This is a genomic window from Rudanella lutea DSM 19387 (assembly GCF_000383955.1).
Classification (GTDB): domain Bacteria; phylum Bacteroidota; class Bacteroidia; order Cytophagales; family Spirosomataceae; genus Rudanella; species Rudanella lutea.
In genome coordinates this window covers 3,925,746-3,948,014 of sequence record NZ_KB913013.1, presented here as the reverse complement: position 1 = coordinate 3,948,014, position 22,269 = coordinate 3,925,746, and the positions used below count along the sequence as shown (strand labels likewise).

At 56.1% G+C, this 22,269-nt stretch carries 15 protein-coding genes; 11 read left to right on the top strand and 4 right to left on the bottom strand.

Translation table 11 applies throughout. The annotated features are described in order from the left end of the window. The first annotated feature begins 25 nt into the window (after positions 1-25). A complete protein-coding gene (locus RUDLU_RS0116340; protein WP_019989485.1) occupies positions 26-3,757 on the top strand; it encodes an SNF2-related protein in 3,732 nt (1,243 codons plus the stop codon). A gap of 94 nt (positions 3,758-3,851) precedes the next feature. Here the strand turns inward: RUDLU_RS0116340 and RUDLU_RS0116335 are convergent, their stop codons facing one another. Then, the gene (locus RUDLU_RS0116335; protein WP_019989484.1) at positions 3,852-7,631 is read right to left on the bottom strand and encodes an RICIN domain-containing protein; all 3,780 of its coding nucleotides are present in this window, start codon (positions 7,629-7,631) and stop codon (positions 3,852-3,854) included. A gap of 323 nt (positions 7,632-7,954) precedes the next feature. Here RUDLU_RS0116335 and RUDLU_RS0116330 point away from each other — a divergent pair, with 323 nt between their 5' ends. Next, positions 7,955-9,883: a DNA polymerase III subunit gamma/tau gene (locus RUDLU_RS0116330; RefSeq protein ID WP_019989483.1), complete on the top strand. Its 1,929-nt coding sequence runs from the start codon at positions 7,955-7,957 to the stop codon at positions 9,881-9,883. 48 nt (positions 9,884-9,931) lie between these two features. Here the strand turns inward: RUDLU_RS0116330 and RUDLU_RS0116325 are convergent, their stop codons facing one another. Continuing rightward, on the bottom strand, positions 9,932-11,071 hold the full coding sequence (locus RUDLU_RS0116325) for a tetratricopeptide repeat protein (protein WP_019989482.1): 1,140 nt from the start codon (positions 11,069-11,071) through the stop codon (positions 9,932-9,934). Positions 11,072-11,169: 98 nt separating this feature from the next. Between RUDLU_RS0116325 and RUDLU_RS0116320 the strand changes: the two genes are divergently transcribed. From RUDLU_RS0116320 to RUDLU_RS0116290, 7 genes are all read left to right on the top strand, one after another. Beyond that, positions 11,170-12,417 (top strand): M16 family metallopeptidase, encoded by a 1,248-nt coding sequence (locus tag RUDLU_RS0116320; protein WP_019989481.1) that lies wholly within the window; start codon positions 11,170-11,172, stop codon positions 12,415-12,417. A gap of 41 nt (positions 12,418-12,458) precedes the next feature. Then, positions 12,459-12,938, top strand: coding sequence for a 2-C-methyl-D-erythritol 2,4-cyclodiphosphate synthase (gene ispF, locus RUDLU_RS0116315; protein ID WP_019989480.1), 480 nt, complete (start codon positions 12,459-12,461; stop codon positions 12,936-12,938). Between the two features lie 74 nt (positions 12,939-13,012). Next, complete coding sequence (locus RUDLU_RS0116310; RefSeq protein ID WP_019989479.1) at positions 13,013-14,134, top strand: amidohydrolase family protein; 1,122 nt, start codon at positions 13,013-13,015, stop codon at positions 14,132-14,134. Between the two features lie 24 nt (positions 14,135-14,158). Further along, positions 14,159-14,863, top strand: coding sequence for a thioredoxin domain-containing protein (locus tag RUDLU_RS0116305; protein WP_019989478.1), 705 nt, complete (start codon positions 14,159-14,161; stop codon positions 14,861-14,863). A gap of 36 nt (positions 14,864-14,899) precedes the next feature. Next, positions 14,900-15,079 (top strand): hypothetical protein, encoded by a 180-nt coding sequence (locus RUDLU_RS0116300; protein ID WP_019989477.1) that lies wholly within the window; start codon positions 14,900-14,902, stop codon positions 15,077-15,079. Then, positions 15,067-15,354 carry a type II toxin-antitoxin system RelE/ParE family toxin gene (locus RUDLU_RS30625; protein WP_019989476.1) on the top strand — a complete coding sequence of 96 codons (288 nt, stop codon included), beginning with the start codon at positions 15,067-15,069 and terminating at the stop codon, positions 15,352-15,354. The genes RUDLU_RS0116300 and RUDLU_RS30625 overlap by 13 nt, the downstream gene beginning before the upstream one ends. A gap of 42 nt (positions 15,355-15,396) precedes the next feature. Then, positions 15,397-16,497 (top strand): mandelate racemase/muconate lactonizing enzyme family protein, encoded by a 1,101-nt coding sequence (locus RUDLU_RS0116290; protein ID WP_027303130.1) that lies wholly within the window; start codon positions 15,397-15,399, stop codon positions 16,495-16,497. Positions 16,498-16,635: 138 nt separating this feature from the next. Here RUDLU_RS0116290 and RUDLU_RS0116285 read toward each other — a convergent pair whose 3' ends face one another. Together RUDLU_RS0116285 and RUDLU_RS0116280 are read right to left on the bottom strand one after the other, a co-directional pair. Next, the gene (locus RUDLU_RS0116285) at positions 16,636-17,124 is read right to left on the bottom strand and encodes a hypothetical protein (protein ID WP_019989474.1); all 489 of its coding nucleotides are present in this window, start codon (positions 17,122-17,124) and stop codon (positions 16,636-16,638) included. A 186-nt stretch (positions 17,125-17,310) separates the two neighbouring features. Then, the gene (locus RUDLU_RS0116280) at positions 17,311-18,666 is read right to left on the bottom strand and encodes a neutral/alkaline non-lysosomal ceramidase N-terminal domain-containing protein (RefSeq protein ID WP_019989473.1); all 1,356 of its coding nucleotides are present in this window, start codon (positions 18,664-18,666) and stop codon (positions 17,311-17,313) included. A gap of 109 nt (positions 18,667-18,775) precedes the next feature. Here RUDLU_RS0116280 and murI point away from each other — a divergent pair, with 109 nt between their 5' ends. Further along, the gene (gene murI, locus RUDLU_RS0116275; protein WP_027303129.1) at positions 18,776-19,609 is read left to right on the top strand and encodes a glutamate racemase; all 834 of its coding nucleotides are present in this window, start codon (positions 18,776-18,778) and stop codon (positions 19,607-19,609) included. A gap of 182 nt (positions 19,610-19,791) precedes the next feature. Beyond that, complete coding sequence (thrA, locus tag RUDLU_RS0116270; RefSeq protein WP_019989471.1) at positions 19,792-22,263, top strand: bifunctional aspartate kinase/homoserine dehydrogenase I; 2,472 nt, start codon at positions 19,792-19,794, stop codon at positions 22,261-22,263. Positions 22,264-22,269: the final 6 nt, after the last annotated feature.

The window sequence follows — 22,269 nt, the reverse complement described above, 5'->3', positions numbered from 1 at the left end:
CTAAATCGTCCTTTTCTCCGTTTCAATGGCTGAACGCATTAGCTACGGCAAAACCTGGTGGGGGCAGCAATGGCTGGGTGCCCTGACTCAGATTGACCTGACCAACCGACTGCCCCGTGGCAAAACCTATGCTAACAAGGGAGCTGTGCAGGGTCTGAAAATCGACAATAACCAGATCAGTGCCTCGGTTAAAGGCTCCAAACCCCGACCTTACAAAATCAAACTCCTGGTTCCTCTGTTTTCGGACACCGAAAAGGAGTCGCTTCTGACCGAGATTGAGGAGAACCCGGTTATTCTGGCGCAGTTGCTCAATCGGCAACTACCGCCCGAACTGGTTGAGTTTGCCGAGCAGCGATCCATTGCTTTGTTCCCCCAATCGTTCGACGATTTGGGCATGGGTTGCTCCTGCCCCGACCATGCCATTCCCTGCAAACACCTGGCGGCCGTGATCTACGTGATTGCCAACGAGATCGATCGAAACCCGTTTCTGGTGTTTCAGCTAAAGGGGCTGGATATTCTGGAAGAACTCAAAAACGTTCAGGCCGATGTAGTAAGCGGAACCCTGAACGAGGTACTCTCATTGCACGATCTGGGTACGGAGGATTTGCCCGACGATGAGGACTGGAAACCCGACGACGATGCCCGCGCGCAACTCGACTACGCGACCATTCCGCCCCTCGCCGATCAGCTGCTCGACTTGTTACAACCCACGACCACCTTTACCAAAAGCGATTTTTTGAAGTCGCTGGCGCGGGCATACACCCTGTTCAGCAAGCCCCTCGATGAGCAGCCCAAAACCAAAGCCATTCTGGCTAAGCGCCGGGCGAGTGGCTTGTCGAACGACGCGCGTAGTCAGGCGCCCGGCACCTCGCCCGACCTGAGCGATAGCATCGAGCTACAGCTCGACGAGTTCATGGACATTAAAAAGATCGGGGTTTACAGCGAACATGGCGAGCCCCGGTCGTTTACCGATTATACCCTTGGCGACCTCACCAGCTGGCTTCAAAGCCTGAATGAGGCCGATTTTGCCGAAATGAGCGACTCAGTGCGGGGTTTGTATTTAGCCACGCAGTTTTCGGCAGCTCTGCTTCGGCGCGGAGCTGTGGTGCCGCAACTTCTGCGCGTGGGGCCCACCGAAGAATACTACCGGGTACGCTGGATGCCGGCCACCCTCAACGAGGCCGTGCGGCAGCAAACCGACCTGCTGGCGGCTCAGTTGCCCCCCTTGCTCCTTACTCTTCGCTGGCAGAAAGAGTGGCTTGCTCTGCCCGGCCGCGAGCAGGTGCTCACCCTGTGCTCGCTGCTCGTGCGCCCCAGCATTCACGACACCACCGTGGAACTGTGGGAGCGTTGGCCCCTTGAAGACGCCGACCGGCTCTTTTTCGGGGTCGAAACGATCCGGTTTGAGGGCTTCGGCAAACGCGAAATGCCCCTGGCTATGCAACTGTGGCTCAACGATTTTTTCCTGAGCCACAAACGCTTTGTGCCGGTGTTGGCCGTAGAAGACTCCGAACCGGGCGCATCCACGCCGGGCGAAGAGTTTCGCATAAGCCTGCTCGTGCGCGATAGCGATGCCAGCCCTGTGGCCCCGACTGTTACCGCCAAAACTGGCCGCGGAACACGTAAGGCTTCGGTAACTCCGCCAGCAGCCCCGCCGATCCCTCTGGCCGACATTCTGCGCGAGAAAGCTCATGCGGGCATCCGAATGGCTGTTTTGCAGGATCTGATTGTGCTCTCACGCCATTTCCCCGATCTGGCCCAGCTCACCCGTACCGACAGCCCTGCCTACCTCTACTACAAATCCGCTGATTTTGTCAAGGTGTTGCTCGACATTCTGCCCCGTATGCAGCTACTCGGCATTACGTTGCTGTTGCCCAAATCGCTTCGGCACTGGGTGCGGCCATCGGCGGGGGTGCGGCTTCGGGCTAAAGGGAAGAGTGCGGCCGTTGGCGATTCGTTTATGCGGCTCGACGATATGCTGGCCTTCGACTGGCAGGTGGCCCTCGGCAATGAGATGGTGAGCGTGAAAGAGTTTCAGCGCCTGGTGAACAACACAACCGGTCTGGTCAAAATTAAGGATCAGTACGTGTTGGTCGACCCGTCGGAGCTGAACAAGCTGTACAAACAACTTGAAAACCCACCCGAACTGACCGGAGCCGAGATGCTCAGGGCAGCCCTCTCGGAAGAGTACAAAGGCGGACGCGTGGGCCTGACAGACGATGTACGTGCCATTATCCGGCAGTTTACCGATGCCCAGGCTCAGCCCCTGCCCGATTCACTACGGGCCAGTTTGCGGCCGTATCAGCACCGGGGCTACGATTGGCTTATCAAGAACACGGCCCTCGGTATGGGCAGTTTGCTCGCCGACGACATGGGTCTGGGTAAAACTTTGCAGGTGATTGCCCTGCTGCTCAAATTCAAGCAGGAAGGCCGGTTCGACAAGCAGAAAGGGCTGGTGGTACTTCCCACAACCCTGCTCACCAATTGGCAGAAAGAAATTGCCAAATTTGCCCCCGACCTGAAGCCATACATTTACCACGGCCCCGGCCGTAAACTCCCGGCGACAGATACGACGGGCGCGGATACATCCGATACAAAGGCCTCTCCGAAAAAGAAGGAAAAGGGTAAGCAGTCGGCCTCGTATGATTTGCTGCTGACCACCTACGGCGTAGTGCGGTCTGATCTGGAGAAGCTGAAGAAAACCACCTGGGCTACGGTAATCATCGACGAAGCGCAGAACATCAAAAACGCCGACACCGAACAAACGAAGGCCGTGAAAGCGCTCAAAGCCCCAATTCGGATTGCCTTGAGCGGTACGCCGGTCGAAAACCGGCTGTCGGAGTTCTGGAGCATCATGGATTTTGTGAATAAGGGGTATCTGGGTGGCATTGGTAAGTTCAACGAGGAGTTTGCCCGGCCTATTCAGCAGGAGCGCGACCACCAGAAACTCGATCAATTCCGGCGCGTTACGAGCCCTTTCCTGCTCCGGCGCGTAAAAACCGACAAAACCATCATCAGCGATCTGCCCGACAAGATCGAAAACAACCAGTACTGCGCGCTCACAGCCGAGCAGGCATCGCTGTACGAAAATGTGGTGCAGGAAAGCATTCAGGCCATCCAGAATAAAGACGGCATTGCCCGCCGTGGGTTGGTGCTGAAGTTGATGACGGCCCTGAAGCAAATCGGTAATCACCCATACCAATACCTGAAAGAAGGCAATGCCGCCCCCAGCCTTTCGGGCAAGGCCACGCTATTGCTCAATCTGCTCGAAACCATTTACGCCAACCACGAGAAGGTACTGATTTTTACGCAATACCACGAGATGGGTGTGTTGCTCCAGCAGTTTATCAGCGATCAGTTTGGGCAGGAGCCGCTGTTTTTGCACGGTGGTACGAGCCGCCCCGAACGCGACCGCATGGTGGAGCAGTTTCAGAAGAACCGTTCCGATCACACGTTTATTCTGTCGCTCAAAGCGGGCGGCACTGGCCTCAACCTGACGCAGGCTAACCACGTCATTCACTACGACCTGTGGTGGAATCCGGCCGTGGAAGCACAAGCCACCGACCGGGCGTTTCGTATTGGCCAAACCAAAAATGTGCTGGTGTACCGGCTCATGAATCAGGGCACGCTCGAAGAAAAGATCGACGCCATGATCCGCTCCAAAAAAGAACTGGCCGACCTCAGCGTAAAGACTGGCGAAACCTGGCTCGGCGACCTCAGCGACGAGGATTTAAAGGAACTGGTGAGCCTGGGGTAACTATGAACGTCAGTTCGCGACAGGCGTCTGTCCTACAAATTGGACAGACGCCTGTCGCGAAATCTATTTGAGAGAATATGTCGCGTGCGGCAACTTACCGGCTAATGACCAGCCGCAGCGATGCCTTTCTACCGTCGGCCGGGCTAACCGAAATCAGATACACCCCATCGCTATAAGTCGTAGTTGGGATGGTGTGTTGCGTTTCGACCTCCGTCAGAACAGTTTTTTGGTACAAGATTCGGCCGGTCAGATCCGTCAGTTGCAGGTTAGTGGGTTGGCCATTGGCCGCTCTGAGGTCAACGCTGACCTTATTCTGGGCCGGGTTTGGGTACAGTTTGAAGCCCTCATCGGTCGGTTCGGCGAACGAGTCGAACACCGGTATCACCAGTCCGTCCCCTGCCATTCGGGCGCCCGAGGTTGCGCATTTCACCGTCTGCACAACCCACTGCTGGGCTATAGTCCCATTGACTGTGTACTGCACGATCTCTACGTTCTGGGCAGAACTGGCTCCCCGCTGATCCATAGCACTGCCTGAGTGTCGGGCCGTCAGCAAATAATACCCCTGCGGATCGCGCGTGATTCGCCATTGCTGACTGTACTCTGTGTTGTTGGCCCACTGAACCAGATTGGTGTAATCGGCTGTGGAACCTCCGCTCACATCAATCGACTTGCCGCTATTCACATTCTGTAAACGGTAATACCCTTCTGAATTCAGCAGAATTTTCCACTGCTGCGAAGCCCGCCCTGAATAAGCCTGCTGCCGAATAATAGCCCCATTGTCTTTCGATTCGTTAGACACGCTAACGGCTTTGCCACCGTTGCGCGCCGTAATCCGGTAACAGCCTGCCGACGAGAAGTTGAGTTGGGTATTCGGGTTGATACAGGTGCGCTGCTCAATACTCCATTGCTGAGCCTGCGTGCCGTTGGGTGTGTATTGGATGATTTCGCCCCCTTCGTCCACATTGCTACCCCGTACGTCGAGCATTTTTCCCGAATGCCGGGCTACCAGTTGATAATACCCCTGCGCATCGTACTGGAGCCTCCATTGCTGGTTGTTTCCTCCGCCGTACGTCCATTGCTGGATAGCAGCATAATCAGCCGTCGAACTACCGGCTACATCCAGTACCTTGCCACTATGATTGGCTACTACCTGATAGTAGCCGTTGGACGTTGCTACAAATTTCCATTGCTGCCAGGGCTGATTGGCGTCGGTTCGCTGCCGGACGGTTGCCCCGTCGGCTAACGAGCCATTTTCCACACCCAGCACTTTACCACTCACCCGAGATACCAGCCGATAGCAGGCATTGGCTACGGGCGTCAGTGAGGCTGAAACAGGAGCCGATGGGGTTGCGCTTGTTTCAACACCCCCTGTCCAGGCGGTACCCCGGCGGGTATAAACCCGGAAAAAGTATTTCTGCCCGGCTGTCAGGTTTGTAACAACCAGACTGGTCGCCACGCCCTGATAAACGACTTTGCCCCCTTCAAACGCAGCTCCACTACCGGTAAAGCTGGCGTCCTGCGCGTAGACGAGATCGACCGGCCGGGTTGTGAAGCCGCTCCCTGCTTTCGCTACCACCAGAACGTTGTCGTACGCAACCGAGGGCGGGGTCCAGTTGAGCCGAACAGAGTTGGTTAAGGCGGTTGCCTGCAAATTGCTGATTGCTAAACTGGGCGAGTTGCAATCCGGGTAAATCTTTACCGAGTCACGGGCGGTAAGCCCTCCCCGGTCAGTGACTGTCAGCTGAATGAGATAATAGTACGTTTCGCCATCGCACCCCACAGGCGAGATATTTACCGTAGGCGAGGCTGTGGTTAGTGCCGGTTCGCGGTGTTCGTGGTTGTTGTGCCGGAGCGTCACCTGCCACGCATACGTCAGACCGGGGACATCATCGTCGGTAACGGCTGCGGTAAGGGTGTACTGACTTTCGCGGTCGAGCGGGTACAGGGCGTTGTTGACCGGATTGGTGATCTTCGCGGTAGGGGCCGGATTGTTGACAGAGACCTGTACGGTTTTCGAGTCGCTCAACCCGCGCCCATCGTTTACGGTCAGGCGAACCGTAAACCCCTGGCTGCTGGTGCTGGTAAACACCTTGGTGGGGTTAGCGAGCGTAGAGGTGGTCCCATCGCCAAAGTCCCAGGCGTAGGTAAGTGGGTCGCCGTCGGGGTCAGACGAGGCATCTCCCCGAAAAGACACCGTCAGCGGAGAGGGCCCCGTCAGTGCCGATGAGGTAATAGAGGCCACCGGTGGCTGATTTCCCCCGTAACTGATTTTCAGAAGCTCCCCCGTATTGATATTGACGTAGTAAAGAGCCCCATCGAGCGTGTTATATTCCAGATCAACAATGCCGTTGCCTCCGCCATTGGGCAGAAAGTCACGAACCTGAGTCACCGCCCCGTTGGCGTCGAGCGTAGCCGCCCGAATCCAGTTGGCTCCGTAATCCGCAAAGTAGTAGGTGTTCCGCCAGGTTGTGGGGAATGCGGTGCCTGCATAATAAGCACCGGCCGTGGAGCAATTGCCCCGGAAAGGCGTGCCGGGTACGCCACTCGCTGTACCTAAAGTAGAGGCCGTAGCTACGGATCCGTTAAACGTAGGGGTGCGGGCCACATCGGCCCCATGCTGCCAGTCGAGGGCGGGGCGGGCATGGATATAACGACGCTGTAAGCCGGGCAGCGCCTGCCCGCTACAGGGGTTGGTTACGGTCTGCACCGGGTTGGTCGGTTGTTTGAGTAAATCCGCAAACGTCAGAAATGGCTTATTACAGGTGTTGGTTGGGTTGGGCTCGTCTTTGTTTTCGAGCGTTTGGGCAGCTGTGGCGTAGCTGCTGTGCATTTCGAGGCCCTCAAAAATAGGCCAGCCCGCATTTTCGCCCCCTTGCCGAACTACGTGCATATCCTCCCACACATTCCAGCCAACATCGCCCACCAGCAGGGTACCGGGGTTACCGTCGGCCGGGTTAATACTGCCGGTATTGGGCTGAATTGTCATACGGTAGGGGTTCCGCAGACCCAGTGCCCACACGCGCGATTTAGCCGAGCGGGGGTTCGTGGCATCGTAAAACGGGTTACTCGGCAAACCACTGCCCGTATTGGGGTCCATCCGCAAAACTTTACCACAAAACGAGTTAACCATCTGCGACCGGAAAGCGCCCACATTTTCATTGGTCCGCATAATGCCGTCGTTGATCGCCTGCTGAAAATAGGTTTCCGGCGCACTGCCTTTGTCGGTGCTGGCGTAACTGGCGTTGTCGCCGGTGGAGAGGAGCAAGGTACCATCCCGCCCAAACAGCAGGGTTCCGCCCGCGTGCGACTCATGGGTCAGGGGTACACCCGTCGATTTGGTTTCGCCCAGCAATACCTTACGGCTGCTTAAGCTGGCCGAGAGGGCACCGTTGGTATTGAGCAATTGATAACAGCTCACCCGGCTGATGGTAGCCTGGTAGTACGTGTCCGTAGTGGCGCTGTAACTGGCTGTCCCGAAGTTCATCAGATGGTGCCGGTCCACTACGTAAAACAGATAGATTTTGCCGTTGGTGGCAAAGTTGGGGTCCAGACAAACGCTGAGCAGCCCAAAATCGCGCCAGTTGCCTACCTCTTCGCTGATGTCGAGCACCGGAGTAGTTTGTTTTACATACTGGCCGCCGTTCCAGTTCGACACCCAGATTTTACCGCTTTTCTCCCAAACAAACTGCCGTTGTCCGTCGGTGGTAAAAATGACGCCCATCGGGGCGGTATAACCCGTTTGGGTTTTCGATTGAAGGAAACCGCTGGGCAGCTGAGCGAGAGCCATTGGGCTCGAAAACAGGCCCCCAAGCAGAAGGGCGACCACGCAGATGAGTAGCCGGATGGTAGACACCCGGAAGGAGTGAGTAAACATTGGGGCGATATCGTATGGGTTACGTTGAAAAGGAGCTACCCAAACCCGAGGCTGAAGGCCAGAGCAAACATCTTTTGTATTAAGTATGACTACAAGCTGATAGGTAAGTAACACTCTTTCAATACAATAGAGTATTCAGACGCTGTACCTTCAGCCTTTGCCGTCTGCTCTGGCAAGCAGGCCTAAATCCTGAACAGTCAAAACTTACCTCCACAAAAAGGATCGCAGGCTGAACATCTCGCCGGTGTCGGGGCTGATTCACTTTGCCCGCAACCAGGACCGGTGACCTTTGAAACTCGGCCCCAAAAGTCGTACCTTTGGGTATGGAAAATTTTGTGGTCTCGGCCCGGAAATATCGCCCCGCAACGTTCGACACCGTCGTTGGTCAGGAGCATATAACCACCACCCTGCGTAACGCCATCCGTACCAATCATTTAGCTTCGGCGTTTCTGTTTTGTGGGCCACGCGGTGTGGGCAAAACCACCTGCGCCCGCATTTTAGCCAAGACAATCAATTGCCAGAACCTCACCGCCGAAACCGAAGCCTGCGATACCTGTGAGTCGTGCGTGAGTTTCCGGCAGAATACCTCGTTCAACGTTCACGAGCTGGATGCAGCCTCGAACAACTCCGTCGATGACATTCGGATGCTCATCGATCAGGTCCGGATTCCGCCCCAGGCCGGTGCCAAATACAAAGTTTATATCATCGACGAAGTGCACATGCTCTCGTCAGCGGCCTTCAACGCGTTTCTGAAAACGCTCGAAGAGCCGCCCAGCTACGCTATTTTCATTCTGGCTACTACCGAGAAGCACAAGATTCTGCCGACGATTCTGTCGCGGTGTCAGATTTTCGATTTCAACCGAATTCAGCCAGGCCACATTGCCGCTCATTTGGCCAACATTGCCACCCAGGAAGGCATCACAACCGAGGCCGACGCCCTCGACCTCATCGCGCAGAAAGCCGATGGCGGTCTGCGCGATGCCCTGTCGATGTTCGACCTGAACGTGACGTTCTCTACCGACCGGACGTTGCGGTACAAGGAAGTACTCGACAACCTGCATATTCTCGATTACGATTATTACTTCCGGCTCACCGACCTGCTGCTGAGTGCCAACCTGCCCCAAAGCCTGCTGACGCTCGACGAGATTCTGCGCAAGGGGTTCGATGGGCACCAGTTTATTGTGGGCCTCACGCGCCACTTCCGCGACCTGCTGGTGAGCCGCGATGCCGCTACGGTGCAGCTTTTGCAGGTGACCGAAAATGTTCGGACCAAATACCTCGATCAGGCCGCGCGGGCTCCGTTGTCCTTTCTGTTGTCGGCCCTGAGCATTGGCGGGCAGTGCGACCTCAATTTCAAGCAAGCGAAAGATCAGCGTCTGCACCTGGAGTTGTGCCTGATGAAACTGGCCGCTCTCAGGCATACCCTCAACTGGGAAGCCCTGCCCGACCTGGCCCCGCCAGCCCCAGCCTCACACCCGACCATCAACGCCAATCCCACCCCGGCCGCGATTGAGGCACCTACGCCGGACGTATCCACGCGGGATACCGAAAAAAAAAACGGCAGTCCGTTAGCCCATAACCCGGCTCCGGCGCATACCCCCGTCCCGACGCACCCGATTACGAGTGAGCCAGTCAACGGTTACCATGCCAATGGCAACGGTGCAAGCTATCCGGTACCGAACGGAAATGCCACCCATGGACAGTCGGTTACGGCCACCCACCCATCCGAAACCGCTCCGCTGACGCATGCCAACGGCAAGCCGGTGATGTCGGTGCCCAGAATTCCGGCGGGCAGCAAACTTCGCAGCACCGTCAGTCTGCAACCCAAAGCAGCCACCAACGCGGATAACGACGCCGATGTAGCCGTGGTCGACAACCGGCCCGACCTGCCCTTTACCGAGGTCGACCTGCGCGCTGCCTGGGATCGCTTTAAGGTGTTGCGCAACGCCCAAACCGGCATGGTGAGCGAGCAGCTCATACTCGACCGTGAGTACAGGCTCGACGGAACCACCATTCATCTGGCGCTGGACAACAACCTGATGGCCGGCCTCATGGTCGATCTGAAACCCGATTTGCTGGGTTACCTGCGCGAGCAACTCCAGAACCGGCAGATTCAGTTAGAATACCGGGTCGAGGCCGTCGAAACCAAAAAGCTCATCTATTCGCCACAGGACAAGTTCAACTTCATGGCCGAGAAGAACCCCGCCCTCCACGAGTTACGGAAGGCGCTGGGTTTGGAAGTTGATTATTGAGAAGAGAGCATTTACGATGCTGATCTGACAACAGTACAAACGGGCCACTTACTTGAACGCTTTAGCCTCGCGCTGCAGCGACTTGTATTCGCTAATCCCAAGTGCCTTGCTGTAGTACGATTTTGCCAGCGACGAGTTGTTGGCGCGGGCCGCTATACGGGCCAGCCCGGCATAGGCCATCGCGTGGTACTCTTTGGTGTACGGCATCACAAACGTGTGCCGGAGCGCGGCCTGATAATGCGTACCCGCGTCGCGGTCATTTTTAGCGTCTTTTTCGGCCAGTAACCCCTCAAACAGCTGAATCGGTACGTTCAGGAACGTGCGGGGCATAGCCTTGAGCCGGGGCATAAGCCGGGCCGCTTCGTCGTACTGCCCGTTGAGCAGCAGACTTTCGGTGTAGCGCATCAGAAACACCGGATTATCAGGAAAACGCTCCACGAGCGGTTTCAGCCACGCACTCGCGCGGGTCGGCGAGCTCTCGTGTTGCAGGTAAATATTGGCCAGATAATAGGCGGTTTCGTGTCGGGTAAAGGTAGCCCGTCGGGTAGCGGCTTCCATCTGACGCAACCCCAGTGGCATATTCCCACTTTTGAAAAACCACATCATCGGCTTCACAATCGGGTTCTCCATGGGGTAGCGCTCCACATAATAATTATACAGGCCGGTGGTAAAGTAAAACTCCGGGTTCTTCTCGGTCAGCTCGAAACCCTGCTTCATGTAACTATATGCCCGGCGCGCTTCATTAACAGCCTTCATCAGCTCATCATCGTTATGGTACTTCAGGGCCAGATACGAGTGGGCCGTCAGCGCAAAAAACACACCTTCGGGATCGTCGGCATCTTTCTCCAGCCGTTTTCTGGCTAGGGTCAATGCCTGTTCGCACGCCTGACCGTACTGAGCGGTAGCCACCTTATTGTCTTTCAGCGGAATGTGTTGCCAGTAGAGCTGCATGGCCCGTAACATGGGGCCCGCCGGATGCTGCGGATACCGGCTCCGCAACTGCCGAATATACACGTCGGCTTCGGCAAAATCGCTGTTGTAGATATTATCGAGGGCCTTCAGGATCGTCTGATGGAGCACCGTATCGGTCAGTACCTGGGCCTGCACGGGGCGCGCCGGCAGGCTCGATACCACACCCGCCAAAAGGGCAAATAAGAAAAGATATGTACGGTATTTGGTTCGTGTCATGGATGGCATTCCCGCTAAGGGGTTCAAAAGAGGTGGGTTAGGTTTGAATGGAGGTGTGCCGTATTTTTGTGTAAACCGGCCTTCTGCCGATTCTCCGCATGATTCATTACGAACAGTTCACGCTGGACAACGGCCTTCGGGTGTATGTTCACGAAGACGCCAGCACCCCCATTGCCGCCGTCAATATACTCTATAATGTTGGCTCCCGCGACGAAGACCCGCAACGTACGGGCTTCGCCCACCTGTTTGAACACCTGATGTTTGGGGGTTCCAAACATATTCCGAGCTACGACGAACCGCTGCAACGCGTAGGGGGCGAAAACAACGCCTTTACCAGCCCCGATATTACGAATTACTACATCACCCTGCCCGCGGCCAACATCGAAACGGCGTTCTGGCTCGAATCGGACCGGATGCTCAGCCTGTCGTTTGATCCGCAGGTGTTGGAGGTGCAACAAAAGGTGGTGATTGAAGAGTTCAACCAGCGGTACCTCAACCAACCCTACGGCGATGCCTGGCTCAAACTCCGCCCCCTCGCCTACCAGCAACACCCCTACCGCTGGGCCACTATCGGCAAAGACATCAGCCACATTGCCGAGGCTACCCTCGACGATGTAAAAAGCTTCTTTTTCCGCTACTACCTGCCCAACAACGCCATTTTGGTGGTGGCTGGCAACGTGACCGTAGAGCAGGTAAAGCAACTCTGCGCCAAGTGGTTTGCCCCGATCCCGGCCGGCAAGCCGTACCTCCGCAACCTGCCCAAAGAGCCCGTACAAACCGAGGCCCGACGTCTGGAAACATCAGCCGCCGTACCGCTCAACGCGCTCTACAAGGCTTACCACATGCCCGGCCGCTACGAGCCCGGTTTTCAGGCCGCCGATTTGCTGAGCGATATGCTCGGCCGGAGCAAGTCGTCGCGGTTGTACCAGAAGCTGGTACGCGATACGCCCCTGTTCAACAACCTGTCGGCTTACATTACAGCCTCGCTCGACCCCGGCCTGCTGGTGATTCAGGGCACGCTTAACGAGGGCGTCATGCTCGAAGAAGCCGATGCCGCTGTAGAGGCCGTGGTGAACGAACTGATCGACCAACCCGTACCCGACGACGAACTGGCGAAGGTAAAAAATCAGGCCGAGTCGACGCTGGCGTTCTCGGAAGTCGAGTTGCTCAACCGGGCCATGAACCTCGCCTTTGCCGCCAACGCGGGCGATGCCGAACTGGTAAACGGAGAAGCCGAAAAAATTCAGGCTGTTACGCCCGATGCCATTCAGGCAATGGCCCGGCAGGTACTCCGCCCCGAAAATAGCTCGACCCTCTTTTACAGGGCCGAAGCTGCTACCGCGTAAGCTCGAAAAGAGATTCTAAAAACGACTGACCCCTATTCACTGTGAAAATACGTGTAGGACAAGGCTACGACGTCCATAAACTGGTTGAAGGGCACCCGTTCTGGCTGGGTGGCATTCAGATTCCGCATACCCACGGTGCATTTGGCCACTCCGATGCCGACGTGGTATGTCATGTGCTCTGCGACGCCCTGCTGGGAGCCGCCAACATGCGCAACATTGGCTACCATTTCTCGGACAAAGACCCGCGCTGGAAAGGCGTCGACAGCAAGGTACTGCTGGCTGAAGTGTTGCGGATGGTGCGCGCGGCCGGGTACGAAGTCTCGAACGTGGATGTGACCGTTGTGTTGCAGGAGCCTAAGCTGAACCCCCATATTCCGGCCATGAAAACCTGTTTGGCCGGGGTGATGGATATTCCTGAAGACGATATTTCGATAAAGGCCACTACCTCCGAACACCTCGGCTTTGTAGGCCGTAAAGAGGGAATCGCGGCCCATTGCGTGGCTTTGATTTATACCCCCTGAAACCCGTATCTTGCAGTCTGTTACTGTTTCGACAACCCACCCAAACGATTGACCGTTTGGTTTTCCGCGTTTCTATGAAAATCTCCCGTTCTGTTCTGTTGCTACTGCTGTCAGGCACGTGTCTGGCCCAAAGCCCCAAAACCGCCGATATGCCCCTCGGCTTTGAAGAATACGACCCCGTATCGACGCTAAAGGTGCCGGAGCATAAGCTCACGCGGGCTAAGTTTCCGTTTATCGATGTGCACAACCATCAGTTTCAGATGGATAAGGCCGACCTGCGCCCACTGGTAGCGCAAATGGACAGCCTGAATATGCAGGTAATGATTAACCTGAGCGGGCGCGGCTGGGGTAATGTCGACGAGAGCACCCGGTTTTTTAAGGCTGCCGCCGATAACATTCAGAAAACAGACCCCAAACGACTGATTCTGTTCTCGAATATCAATTTTGAAGGTATTGGCGAACCCGGCTGGACCGACCGGGCCGTGAAGCTGCTGGCCGAAGACGTGAAGAACGGAGCCAAAGGGCTCAAGATTTACAAAAGCCTCGGTTTCAGCGTTAAAGACAATACTGGTAAACGGGTACAGGTCGATGATTCGCGGCTCGACCCGATCTGGGCCAAATGCGGGGAACTGGGCATTCCGGTTCTGATTCATACCGCCGACCCGAAGTCGTTCTGGGATCCGATGGACCGCTACAACGAGCGTTGGCTCGAACTGAAGCTGCACGCGGGCCGCAAACGCGACGCCAACAACCCGGTACCCTGGGCCGACCTGCTCAAAGAACAGCACAATGTATTTCGGAAACACCCCAAAACCACGTTTATCAACGCACACATGGGCTGGTATCCCAACGACCTGAACAAGCTCGACAGCCTGATGCAGGTGTTTCCCAACACGCTGGTTGAAATTGGGGCCGTCATTGCCGAACTGGGTCGCCAACCCCGGGCGTCGCGTAAGTTCTTCGAGAAATATCAGGACCGGATTCTGTTCGGCAAAGATTCGTGGGTGCCGAGCGAATACAGCACCTATTTCCGCGTTCTGGAAACAGAAGACGAGTATTTCCCGTACCACAAAAAGTACCACGCATTCTGGCGCATGTACGGTATTGGTTTGCCCGACGATATTCTGAAAAAAGTGTATTACAAAAACGCGTTGCGCATCATTCCCGGCATCGACAAGAGTCAGTTTCCGAACTAAGGGTTTGTTAACACCTAAAACGACATGAAAAACACAATCGCTCTTCTCCTGCTTCTGGTAGCTACCCTGACTACACAGGCGCAAACGCTGGCCCCCGACGCCTTTGAGCAACAGTTGAAACAAACCCCGGCGGGGCAGCTGGTCGACGTGCGTACCCCCGGCGAATTTGGTGGGGGGCACCTGGTGGGGGCCAAAAACCTCGACTACCGCAACCCGGCATTTGCCCAAACGCTCGCTCAACTCGACAAATCGAAGCCGGTATTTGTGTATTGCCTGTCGGGCGGGCGCTCGTCCGATGCCGCCAAGCTCATGCGCGAGCAGGGTTTTGCGAACGTTTACGAACTGGAAGGCGGCTACCTGAAATGGACCACCAAAATGAAACCCGTGGAAGGCGTAATGGCCGACAGTAAAGCCAACAGCATCAGCAATGAGCAGCTGGCCGCCATTCTGAAAAGCAACGACCTGGTGTTGCTCGACTTTTACGCCCCCTGGTGTGCGCCCTGTGTGAAGATGATGCCGACCATCGATCAGCTGGAAAAAACCTACGGAGCCCGGCTTCAGGTGGTCAAAGTCAATGCCGACGCCAACAAACATCTGCTTCAGGCGTATCAGGTCGACGAAATCCCGACGTTGTTACTCATGAAAAAGAACCAGCCCAAACAGCGGATGATTGGCTTGCAAACGGCCGCCGTTTTGAACGAACTGATCGAGCAAAACTTGTCGAAATAGTGTTTTTATGGTATCTTTAGTTAAAACGTAAGCGACATGACAAAGAGAGCCTTGCAGGAAGCTATCCCCGATTTACCCGAACAGTTCTCTATTGATGAATTAATCGAGCGACTATTAATCATTGAAAAAGTAGAGAACGGTCGCAGACAGTATCAGACTGGTCAAACGCTCACAGCCGACCAGGTTAGAGAACGAATGAACCAATGGGGCAAGTAATCTGGACGGAGCAGGCCTACAATGACCTTCATGCCATTTATGAGTTTATCTCAGCAGAATCAGAGCGATATGCAACATTGCTGACTGATAAGCTATTCAGTCGGACACAAAGCCTGATATCTTTTCCCGAGATGGGCCGCATGGTACCCGAAATAGGTAAGCCAACAGTCCGGGAATTGATTGAAGGGAATTATCGCATTATCTACGAGATTATATCAGAAGACATTATTCTGATTCAAACGGTTTGGCACAGTGCCAGGCCGCTACCACTATAAATGAGATGGAACCCGGCTGCCGGGTTCCATTCTTTTTTCCGCATGAAAATCACCGCTATATCCGTCTACCGCTTTGATATTCCGCTCAAAGCGCCCATTGCCATCTCACTGGGGACTATCGAACATGCGCGCAACCTGCTGGTGCAAATCGATACCGACACCGGGCTCACGGGCTGGGGCGAAGGCTCGCCGTTCTGGATGATTGCGGGCGAAACGCAGGCGTCCGGACTGGCGGCTGCCCCCGATATGGCCCGGCTGCTGCTGGGCCGCGAGGCTACCGATGTGGGCGGATGCGTAGATACGCTGGCACGTTACCTGCCCAACCACCCCACCACGCGCTCGGCTTTCGACATGGCCCTGTACGACGTAGCCGCTCAGGCCGCCAACCTGCCCCTGTACGCCTATCTGGGTGGTAGCAAACGCCCCCTCGTCACCGACGAAACCATTTACCTCGATACCCCCGAACGCATGGCCGACATCGCCCGGGCCATGCTGGCTAAAGGCCCCGAGGCTATCAAACTGAAATTAGGTACCGACGCCCCCACCGATATTGCCCGGGTGCGGGCCGTGCGGCAGGCCATTGGCGATGCCGTGCCCATCCGCACCGACGCCAATCAGGGCTGGGACGTACCGACCGCCGTAGCCGTGCTCCGCGCCATTGGTAACCTGAATGTGCAGTATTGCGAACAGCCCCTACGCCGGCCCGATCTGGCCGGACTCCGGCACTTGCGGAGTATCTCACCCGTACCGATCATGGCCGACGAAAGCCTATTCGATGCGGCCGATGCCCTCCGGCTGGCCCGCGAAGAAGCCGTCGATTATTTCAACATCAAACTCTCAAAAAGCGGGGGTATCTGGGAAGCCCTCAAGATCAATGCCGTTGCCGAAGCGGCCTACACCCGCTGCATGATCGGTTGCATGTCGGAGTCGCGGCTGGGGCTTACGGCCAACGCGCATGTTGCGTCGGCACGACCCAATGTGGCCTTCTGCGACCTCGACGGCTGTTTTGAACATGCCTACGATCCGATTCAGGGTGGTCTCAGCTACCATCCCTACCGTATCGAACTCCCCGACGCTCCCGGCATTGGGGCTACCGTTGACCCGGCGTTTCTGGCCGATTGTGAAAAGTGGGTTTTCGACTGAGGGCCGCGCGCGTTTAGGTTTAACGCCTACCTTCATTGCACAAAAAATCCCCGGTGCTGCACCATCATGCAACACCGGGGATTTTTACATATACACGCTGACCGCGCGCGGACCAGATCGAAACCAGAACGTTCAGCTTTACCGCAACACCGAATCAATGGGTTGTTCGGCGGGTTGCGATTGGGGCTGGGCGGGCTGGGTCGGGTACTGCTGCGGCTGCTGATACCCTGGCACCGCCGAACCATCGTTGTACGGACGTACCGGAGGCCCGATAAACTCAACCGCCGTGATGTAATATTTGGTATCGCCGTTCCACGGAAGCCGCAGAATTTTCTCTTCGTAGTGCAGGGTTACGCGCTGACCGGTTTTCACGGCTTCGGTGATTTTAGCCCCAACGGCTTCGTCTTTCACCGAAAAATCGAAGTACTGCGGGGTCAGGGAACCTGTTTCGCCCGAAAAGCCGCCCACATTGAGCACGCCCTCGTAGGTTTTGAAGACATAACCCCGCCGACTGAATTTCGAGACCGTACCGGCTCGTTCGCCATCACTGTAACTCCAGCCCGTGAGAATGTACAGGATGCCAAATACAACCAGTATAAACACTAAAAAATAAAGCAAAGCACGCATAGACAAATGGTTTAAAGGTATGAGACAGTTTCTTGGTCGTCACCTATGTGGCGTTCTGACGATAGGTCAGGGTTCAGGTAACGTGTGCAGGCTGAGCGTCAGACGTATTGGCGGTAGCCGTGAGCACAAATGAACAAAATCCAAACGCATTTCCCCATAAATCGTTTGAAAAAGTGGTTTACCGCCTTACGGCTGGGCTACTTTTTGCACCATTCGGCCACCCAGTTCAGTAAAGTAAGCGCCCATTTGTGGGCCAAACCAGTTCATATCGCGGGTTTCGTACCGGGTTTCGTGATAGTAAGCATCGGGGGTCACGTAACCAATGTACCCCCCGTTGAAACTGGTCACCATCAGGTTCAGGCCCCGGCCCGCTACGGTCTTACCGAGTTGCATGGCCAGTTCGCCCGAAAAATCGGCGGGCATTCCCAACAAAACGGTTGGCCCGATGCGCAGCGCCTTCATTTCGGCCGGATAGTCGCCGTAGAGTTTCAGAAAAAGCCACGGACGTAGCCGCCAGCCATCCGACACGCGCACGTGGGCATCGCGCAGGGTCAGCGGGAGGGTGAGCAGTGCCAGCGCCGAATCGGGCCGGGCGGGTGCCTGAGCCAGAGCCGTACTGATTTTGGTCGTCAGACTGTCGGCAATAAAATGAAGCTGGGCATCTTCGGTTTCGCCTTTTTCGGTAGGCCCCATGCTGCCTACCGCTCCGGCCATGTACATAGCGAAGTTGCCCGTCTGTTTTTCCAGATTATCGACCAGGACACCCGGCCAATCGCGGCTGAGCCACTGCGGCACATCGGAGTTGATAATGGTGGAGTGGGCCGCAAAGCTGGCAATGGTGGCCGTTTTGCCCCCCGGCTGCCGCAGTTGCAGCACGCGCACCCGGTCGTCTTCGGGCCCTTCGTTATGCAGTCGATTATACACCATTTCGGGCGCGGCTGTTTCGGTATAGGCTACCGAAACCGGTTGCAGATCGCGGTTGGCGGCCCGAATGGCATTCAGCACCGATTCGGTTATGAGCGTCACTATTCGCTCCTCGTACGAACCTGCAATAAGCGTCCCGACAAGGCCCGGCGCCCACCCGCCCAGGCTGTTGTGCGAGTGAATAGCGCCCATATACACCTGCTCCCACGTAAAACCTACCTCAGGCAACCGGCGTTTGAGAGCCTCAACCACGGTAGGCGGCACAATGAGCAAATCGAGAGCCACCAGAGCTACGCGCACGCTGCCATTATCGACCACGGTGGCTCGGGCATAAATCGAATCGTGAACGGTGCTCCAATGCTTACCCCGCCGAACGCCATAGCCACCCGTGGGCGTTGTGAAATTAGGCGTCATGTTTACTTTGGCCCAACCCGCCCGCAACCCCTGCTTAGCCGGTGCGGGCATGGGCAAACTCGCCAGGCGGTCTATCGTTTGGCGGTAAAAATCGGTTTGGGCGTACGGGGTCTCGTCGACCGGAATCAGATTGGCCGCGATAAACAGGGCGAGCAGGCCAACCACGGCCAACAGGACAAACACAAAACGGCGAAGGAGTTTCATACAGCAAAGGTAGTTTTTGCCATCAAACTCCCACGCTCCCAAAGCAACTGGACCAGCGCCAGTTAGTCCTATCTTGGTGGCTCTGACCGACAAGCTATACCTTTGCGCCATGACACAGCCCATCGGCATTTTTGATTCGGGGTACGGTGGCCTGACCATCATGCGCGAGATTGTCAACGCCCTGCCGCAATACGACTACGTGTATCTGGGTGACAATGCCCGCACGCCCTACGGCACCCGCTCCTTCGAAACGGTCTATCAGTACACGCTACAGTGTGTCCGGCATTTGTTTGAGCAGGGTTGTCAACTGGTCGTATTGGCCTGCAATACGGCCTCGGCCAAAGCCCTGCGCAATATCCAGCAACTCGACCTGCCCACCCTGGCCCCCGGCCCCAACGGCCCTTCTCGGCGGGTACTGGGCGTGATTCGGCCCACGACAGAGGTGATTGGGCGCTATTCCCAAACGGGTCAGGTCGGGATTCTGGCTACGCGCGGCACAGTATTGTCGGAGTCGTACGTGGTCGAGATTGAAAAGTTTTTCCCCGGCATGGGTGTATTCCAGGAAGCCTGCCCGATGTGGGTGCCTCTGGTTGAGAACGACGAATTTGATAAACCCGGTGCCGATTATTTCGTGCAACAGCACATTGACCGGCTACTGGCACAATCGCCCAACATTGACACCCTCTTGCTGGCCTGTACGCATTATCCATTGTTACTCCCCAAGATCAGGCAATACACACCCAACCACGTCACCATTCTGAGTCAGGGCGAGATTGTTGCGCGCAGTTTAGCCGACTACCTCAACCGCCACCCCGACCTGGCCGCCCGGTGCAGTCGGTCGGGTGAGCGCACCTTCCTGACTACCGACTCGGCGGCCGATTTTAGCCGGCAGGCTACCATCTTCTGGGGCGATACCGTAACCGCCCGGCAGGTCGTTTTATAACCCCAATCCGGCTGGGCAAATCGAGCATCAACGGTACTCGGTTGCTACCAAATGGCTATCTTTGCAGCCTCTGGCTGAATGAATAATCGGAAAATGTACAATGAATAATGGGGATTTGGCCCAGTTTCTGTACCAAGGTTTACCATTATTCATTACGCATTGGACATTATTCATTACCGTTCATGAATGTCTTAAAGTTTGGCGGCACGTCCGTAGGCTCCGTTGAGAGCATAAAGCAGGTTATCCAGATCATTGACGATGCGTCGCGCGGTACCGAGTCGACCGAAGGCCGCAACATTGCCGTGGTATTCTCGGCCATGGGGGGCGTCACAAATCAACTGATCGAAATTGGCCGCATGGCCGCCAACGGCAGTCTGGACTACCTCGATCTGGTCCGCCGGATCGAAGACCGGCATTTCAATGTCGTCAAGGCATTTATCCCGGTCAAAGAACAGAGCAAGGTATTTGCCAATATCCGGGGGGTAATTAACGAGCTGGAAGACCTGCTGCGGGGCGTTTCACTCATCCGGGAGCTGTCGGCGCGTACGCACGACCTCATCACGAGCTTCGGCGAACGTTTATCCACGTTGGTTATGTCGGAGTGCATCCGGTCGCGGGGGTTGTCGGCCCGGTTCTGCGACGCCCGCAACCTGATCAAAACCGATGCTCAGTTTGGACAGGCCGAGGTAAACTACCCGCTCACCAACCAGCTCATCCGCGAATATTTCGCCAACTCCAACAGCATCGAGCTGATTACGGGCTTCATCGGCTCCACCGAAAAAGGCGAAACCACCACCCTTGGGCGCGGAGGTTCCGACTACACAGCCAGCATTATCGGAGCCGCGCTCGATGCCGACCTGATCGAAATCTGGACCGATGTGGACGGCATGATGACCGCCGACCCCCGTAAGGTGTCCAACGCGTTCAACATACCTACCATCACCTACGCCGAGGCCATGGAGTTGAGCCACTTCGGTGCCAAGGTGATTTATCCGCCCAGCCTGCAACCTGCTTTTGCGCGCAACATTCCGATTCGGGTGCTGAACACGTTCAACCCGGCGCATCCGGGCACGGTGGTAAGCCGCAACGCCGACCGCCGGCAGTACACGATCACGGGTATTTCGAGCATCGACGACGTAGCCCTGGTCAACGTGCAGGGTTCGGGGATGATTGGGGTGGCGGGGGTATCGGCCAAGCTGTTTGGCGTGCTGGCCGAGCACCGCATCAGCGTGATTCTCATTTCGCAGGCCTCCTCGGAGCACTCAATCTGCTTCGCCATCGACCCGCGTGCAGCCGACCGGGTGAAGACGATTCTGGACGAAGAATTTGCCGCCGACATCGCCAGCGGGCACGTCGACAACATCACCATCGAGCGCGACCTGTCGATTATTGCCACGGTGGGCGAGGGGATGCGCAAATCGTCGGGTATTGCGGGTAAACTGTTTTCGGTACTCGGCAAAAACGGGGTCAATATTGTGGCCGTTGCGCAGGGGTCGTCGGAGATCAACATTTCGATTGTAATCACCAAAAACAACCTCTCCAAGGCGCTTAACGCCCTGCACAACGTCTTTTTCCAATCCGAAGCCCGGATTCTGAACGTGTTTCTGGTGGGTACTGGCCTCATCGGCCGAACGTTGCTGAGTCAGATTCGGAGTCAGTTCGAGTACCTGCGCAATGAGAAGATGCTCAAGGTTTGCGTGGTGGGCATTTCGAACACCAAAAAGATGCTGCTCGATCCCAAGGGCATCGATCTCGACGATTGGCGCGAGCGGCAACTGACCGAGGGCGTAACTACCTCGCTGCCCGCCTTTGTCGAGAAAATCAAGTCGTACAACCTCCCCAATTCGGTTTTTATCGACTGTACGTCGGACAAAGACATTGTGCAGTTTTACGACTCCCTACTCGACGCCAACGTGTCGGTTGTAACGCCGAACAAGGTAGCCAACTCCGGCTCGTATGCCGAGTACCGCCGGTTGCAGCGCACGGCCCTGAACCGGGGTGTCAAGTTCCTGTACGAAACGAACGTTGGGGCGGGTTTGCCCATCATCAATACCATTCAGGGCCTGATGACTGCCGGCGACCGGTTCATCAAGATTGAGGCTATCCTGTCGGGTACGCTGTCGTACATTTTCAACACCTTTCAATCGGGGAAGAAGTTTGTGGATGTGGTGCGCGAGGCCAAAGAGAAAGGCTATACCGAACCCGACCCGCGCGAAGACCTGAGCGGGCAGGATGTAGGCCGCAAAATTCTGATTCTGGCACGCGAGGCTGGTTTTGCCCTGGAGCCAACCGACGTTACCATCACGAACCTGTTGCCGCAACCTTGCCTCGACGCCCCGACTATCGACGCTTTCTTTGAGCAACTCGACGCCAACAACGCGTATTTTGAGAGCCTGCTCACCGAGGCCGAAGCTAAGGACGAAAAGCTGCGGTACGTGGCTACGTTCGAAAACGGCAAAGTAACCATCGAGCTGCGCTCTGTCGGGGCCGACCATCCGTTTTATACCCTCTCCGGTGCCGACAACATCATCTCGTTTATCACGGAGCGGTACAAAGACCGGCCACTGGTAATTAAAGGCCCCGGTGCCGGTGCCGAAGTCACAGCCTCCGGTGTGTTTGCCGATATGGTGAGTATTGGTAGTTATCTGGGGTAATTTGTC

Coding starts and splice junctions, on each gene's coding strand:
- thrA (WP_019989471.1), top strand. CDS start 19,792: ATGAATGTCTTAAAGTTTGGCGGCACGTCCGTAGGCTCCGTTGAGAGC.
- RUDLU_RS0116340 (WP_019989485.1), top strand. CDS start 26: ATGGCTGAACGCATTAGCTACGGCAAAACCTGGTGGGGGCAGCAATGG.
- RUDLU_RS0116330 (WP_019989483.1), top strand. CDS start 7,955: ATGGAAAATTTTGTGGTCTCGGCCCGGAAATATCGCCCCGCAACGTTC.
- RUDLU_RS0116285 (WP_019989474.1), bottom strand. CDS start 17,124: ATGCGTGCTTTGCTTTATTTTTTAGTGTTTATACTGGTTGTATTTGGC.
- RUDLU_RS0116335 (WP_019989484.1), bottom strand. CDS start 7,631: ATGTTTACTCACTCCTTCCGGGTGTCTACCATCCGGCTACTCATCTGC.
- murI (WP_027303129.1), top strand. CDS start 18,776: ATGACACAGCCCATCGGCATTTTTGATTCGGGGTACGGTGGCCTGACC.
- RUDLU_RS0116320 (WP_019989481.1), top strand. CDS start 11,170: ATGATTCATTACGAACAGTTCACGCTGGACAACGGCCTTCGGGTGTAT.
- RUDLU_RS0116290 (WP_027303130.1), top strand. CDS start 15,397: ATGAAAATCACCGCTATATCCGTCTACCGCTTTGATATTCCGCTCAAA.
- RUDLU_RS0116310 (WP_019989479.1), top strand. CDS start 13,013: ATGAAAATCTCCCGTTCTGTTCTGTTGCTACTGCTGTCAGGCACGTGT.
- RUDLU_RS0116305 (WP_019989478.1), top strand. CDS start 14,159: ATGAAAAACACAATCGCTCTTCTCCTGCTTCTGGTAGCTACCCTGACT.
- RUDLU_RS0116300 (WP_019989477.1), top strand. CDS start 14,900: ATGACAAAGAGAGCCTTGCAGGAAGCTATCCCCGATTTACCCGAACAG.
- RUDLU_RS30625 (WP_019989476.1), top strand. CDS start 15,067: ATGGGGCAAGTAATCTGGACGGAGCAGGCCTACAATGACCTTCATGCC.
- RUDLU_RS0116325 (WP_019989482.1), bottom strand. CDS start 11,071: ATGACACGAACCAAATACCGTACATATCTTTTCTTATTTGCCCTTTTG.
- RUDLU_RS0116280 (WP_019989473.1), bottom strand. CDS start 18,666: ATGAAACTCCTTCGCCGTTTTGTGTTTGTCCTGTTGGCCGTGGTTGGC.